The following is a 3,421-nucleotide window of genomic DNA, read 5'->3' as shown; positions in this document are numbered from 1 at the left end:
ACTCGATACCTGGCACTGGAGCGGATTTTTTGTGGTTATCTCTATCGCCGCCGGGATTTCCGCACTGCTGTTACTGCCCTTTTTGAACGCCCAGGCACCGCGCGAAGCGTGATGCATCTCACCTTTTCACTTCATATCCGGCAAAACTAAGAAATTTTCCAGGTTTTGCCTGGACGCTATCTCAGGCCTGATTTGCTGCTGATTTTTACAATGCATGCCTCACGCAGGTATTCATTTCAGGAGTAACCCATGCTGGCTTTCTTAAACCAGGTTCGCAAGCCGACCCTGGACCTTCCGCTCGAAGTGCGGCGCAAAATGTGGTTCAAACCGTTCATGCAATCCTACCTGGTGGTCTTTATCGGCTACCTGACGATGTACCTGATTCGCAAGAACTTTAACATCGCGCAGAACGACATGATCTCGACCTACGGGTTGAGCATGACGCAGCTGGGGATGATCGGCCTGGGTTTCTCCATCACTTATGGCGTGGGTAAAACGCTGGTTTCCTACTACGCCGACGGCAAAAACACCAAACAATTCCTGCCGTTCATGCTGATCCTGTCTGCCATTTGTATGCTGGGCTTCAGTGCCAGTATGGGCAGCGGCTCGGTTAGCCTGTTCCTGATGATTGCCTTCTACGCCTTAAGCGGCTTTTTCCAGAGTACCGGCGGTTCGTGCAGTTACTCCACCATCACCAAATGGACGCCGCGTCGTAAACGCGGGACATTCCTCGGTTTCTGGAATATTTCTCACAACCTTGGCGGTGCAGGCGCAGCAGGTGTGGCGCTGTTCGGGGCAAATTACCTGTTCGATGGCCATGTCATCGGCATGTTTATCTTCCCGTCGATTATCGCGCTGATTGTCGGTTTTATCGGCCTGCGTTACGGCAGCGACTCCCCGGAATCTTATGGCCTCGGCAAAGCTGAAGAACTGTTCGGCGAGGAGATCAGCGAAGAGGACAAAGAGACAGAATCTACCGATATGACCAAGTGGCAGATCTTTGTTGAGTATGTGCTGAAAAACAAAGTGATCTGGCTGCTGTGCTTCGCCAACATTTTCCTCTATGTGGTACGTATTGGTATCGACCAGTGGTCAACCGTATACGCGTTCCAGGAACTGAAACTCTCTAAAGCGGTGGCGATTCAGGGCTTTACGCTGTTTGAAGCTGGTGCGCTGGTCGGTACGCTGCTGTGGGGCTGGCTCTCTGACCTGGCGAACGGTCGCCGTGGCCTGGTGGCCTGCATCGCGCTGGCGCTGATTATCGCCACGCTCGGTGTGTATCAACATGCCAGCAACGAATATATCTATCTGGCTTCTCTCTTTGCGTTGGGTTTCCTGGTCTTTGGCCCGCAATTGTTGATTGGTGTGGCTGCTGTTGGCTTTGTACCTAAAAAAGCGATTGGCGCTGCCGATGGTATTAAAGGCACCTTTGCTTACCTGATTGGTGACAGCTTTGCCAAGTTAGGTCTGGGAATGATTGCCGATGGGACGCCGGTATTCGGCCTTACCGGCTGGGCAGGCACCTTCGCCGCACTTGATATCGCCGCGATTGGTTGTATCTGCCTGATGGCGATAGTGGCGGTGATGGAAGAACGCAAAATCCGCCGCGAGAAAAAAATTCAGCAGTTGACAGTGGCATAAACGTAACTGGTGACTTTTGCCCGGCATGACGCCGGGCTTTTTTATTATTCCGTGACTTCCAGCGTAGTGAAGGCAAACTTCTCGCCATCAAATAGCCCCTGACTGGTTAGTTTTAGCGCGGGGATCACTGGCAGAGAAAGAAACGCCATCTGAATAAACGGCTCATCGGGTAACGGACCGCATTCACGGGCGGCGGCTTTCAAGGCGTCAATTTGTTCCGCCAGCGACTGCGCCGTGTCGGTGCTCATCAGGCCGGCAATGGGCAACGGCAGATGACTTTGGACCTGGCCGTTACGTACCACGCACAGCCCGCCGCCATCCTGAATCACCTGATTGACCGCCAGCGCCATCTCTTCGGCACTGCGACCGATCACCACAATATTATGGCTGTCATGGCTGACCGTCGCAGCCAGCGCACCTTCATTCAGTCCAAAGCCGCCAAGCAAACCACAAGCCGGAGCCAGCCGTTGCCCGTAACGCTCAAGTACGGCAATAAAGCTCACATCATCGCGATCAAAACCATTTTCGCTGTAGACGCTGGAGTGGGAGTGCGTAATCAATTCGTTATGGATGACGTCAATGACCCGATAGCGTTTTCCGGGCGTAAATTGCAGGGCAAAGTCGCTGGCGGAAACTGGCTGGCGGGCAATGGTGTTGCCATATGGCGGAGCGGATTGTGCCAGTCTCGCCGACTCTTCCGCCTGTAAGGTTTGCGCATCAATCGGCTCGCCTTTCACCAGTACCTGCTGCACCGTGACCTTACGCGCATCGCTCAACAGGACGATATCGGCCTGCTTGCCGGGTGCCAGTAAGCCGAGGTGATTCAGACCAAAGTGGCGCGCCGTCGACCAGCTGGCGACGCGATATGCCACATGCAGCGGCACATTGTGTTGTTCGATCAGGCGGCGAATTAAGGCATCGATGTGTCCTTCATGGGCGATCTCCCACGGGTTACGGTCATCGGTACAGAGCATGCATTGCGGGCTGTTAAATTCGTTGATCAACGGTGCCAGCGCGTTGAGATTGCGGGCAGCGGACCCTTCGCGGATCATCAACGACATGCCGAGTTGTAATTTCCGGCGTCCTTCTTCCAGCTGATAACTTTCGTGGCAGTTTTCAATACCCGCAGTAATATAGGCGTTAAGTTCTTTACCACCCAAACCCGGGCAGTGACCGTCCAGCGTCAGGTGGCGAAATGCATCCAGTTTATCGAGCAGCGCATTCTGCCCGCTAATTACGCCAGGGTAGTCCATCATTTCTGCAAGGCCGGTAACCTGCGGATGGTCCCGCCAGGCGAGCATCTGTTCAAGGGTAAAACTGGCACCGTTAACATCGCAGCCTTCCAGGGCGGGTACGCAAGAGCTGACCTGTAAGTACTGGTTTTGCCTTGCCTGTTCGGCACAGCGGGCAAACCAGGCGAATCCGGCTTCTCCCATCACGTTGACGATTTCATGAGGGTCGCAAATAACGGTCGTCAGGCCGCGCGGCAGGGTAGCGGTTTCAAAAGTGACCGGCGTCATCATGCTGGATTCAATATGCAGGTGAGCATCAATAAACCCTGGCACCGCCGTTGCGCCGCGAGCATCAATCCGCTGCAAAGCCGGAGCATCAGCGTATTCTGCGCCAACACCGGCAATGTAACGTCCTTTAATCACAATTGGGCCGGAAATTTCTCCGCCATTGATCAGGTCGAGAATAGAGACATTATCAATAATATAATCGGCAACAGCGTCGCCACGGGAAACGGCTAACAATTCCTGGTATTCAGCCCGGCTAATGT

The 3,421-nt window shown here is 54.0% G+C and carries 3 protein-coding genes; 2 read left to right on the top strand and 1 reads right to left on the bottom strand.

The window, feature by feature from the left end; all coding sequences use genetic code 11:
• Together QZF50_RS23090 and uhpT are read left to right on the top strand one after the other, a co-directional pair.
• Positions 1 to 112, top strand: a 112-nt coding sequence (locus tag QZF50_RS23090) for a hypothetical protein (RefSeq protein WP_290389021.1), incomplete at its 5' end; no start/stop codon positions are given.
• 137 nt (positions 113 to 249) lie between these two features.
• Positions 250 to 1,641: a hexose-6-phosphate:phosphate antiporter gene (gene uhpT, locus QZF50_RS23085; protein WP_000879194.1), complete on the top strand. Its 1,392-nt coding sequence runs from the start codon at positions 250 to 252 to the stop codon at positions 1,639 to 1,641.
• Positions 1,642 to 1,685: 44 nt separating this feature from the next.
• Here uhpT and adeD read toward each other — a convergent pair whose 3' ends face one another.
• Entirely contained in the window at positions 1,686 to 3,419 is a 1,734-nt protein-coding gene (adeD, locus tag QZF50_RS23080; protein ID WP_071686005.1) for an adenine deaminase, read from the bottom strand.
• Positions 3,420 to 3,421: the final 2 nt, after the last annotated feature.

It is taken from the genome of uncultured Escherichia sp. (genome assembly GCF_948475835.1).
In the GTDB taxonomy this organism is placed as follows: Bacteria; Pseudomonadota; Gammaproteobacteria; order Enterobacterales; family Enterobacteriaceae; genus ECMA0423.
Note: the sequence above shows the minus strand (reverse complement) of the source record. Positions and strands in the feature narration are given on the sequence as shown.

What these genes read in the sequence shown, in the direction of transcription:
- uhpT (WP_000879194.1), top strand. Translation starts at nt 250, where the DNA reads ATGCTGGCTTTCTTAAACCAGGTTCGCAAGCCGACCCTGGACCTTCCG.